The 477-nt window shown below is 34.2% G+C and carries 1 pseudogene; it reads left to right on the top strand.

What is annotated here, in order from left to right:
- Positions 1-16 precede the first annotated feature (16 nt).
- Positions 17-477 (top strand): annotated as a pseudogene (locus tag FLACOL7796_RS00060) (IS4-like element ISBthe3 family transposase); the annotation flags it as partial.

Genomic DNA, 477 nt, shown 5'->3' with positions numbered 1-477 from the left:
TGATATTATAAAGAACATGTCTCTTAATTGTGTAAGCTGCGTTGAAGATAAATCTGTTTTGTGCATTCAGGACAGCAGTGAAATAAACCTGTACAATCACAGAAACAGGATCAAAAAGGATGAGTCAATTGGACTAACCAATGCTTCTATTGGTGGACTTGGCTTTTTTATTCATCCAAGTTTTATCATAGATGCAGATACTTTAATGCCATATGGTTTTTCAGATGTGAAAATATGGAATAGAGGTCATGAACTGCCTCCTAAAATGAAGACCAATACTCACAATCGCATACCAATTGAAGAAAAAGAGTCTTATAGATGGATAGATTCCTCTCTTGAAACTAAGAAAAGATTAAGTAAAGCAAAAGAAATAATCATTATTCAGGACAGAGAGGGAGATATTTTCGAACAATTTTGCCTTGTTCCCGACAGTAAAACGCATTTACTGATTAGATCGCGATTTAATAGATTGCTTGA

The organism is Flavobacterium bizetiae (assembly GCF_902804475.1).
Classification (GTDB): domain Bacteria; phylum Bacteroidota; class Bacteroidia; order Flavobacteriales; family Flavobacteriaceae; genus Flavobacterium; species Flavobacterium bizetiae.
This window is presented reverse-complemented; position numbering and strand designations above follow the sequence as displayed.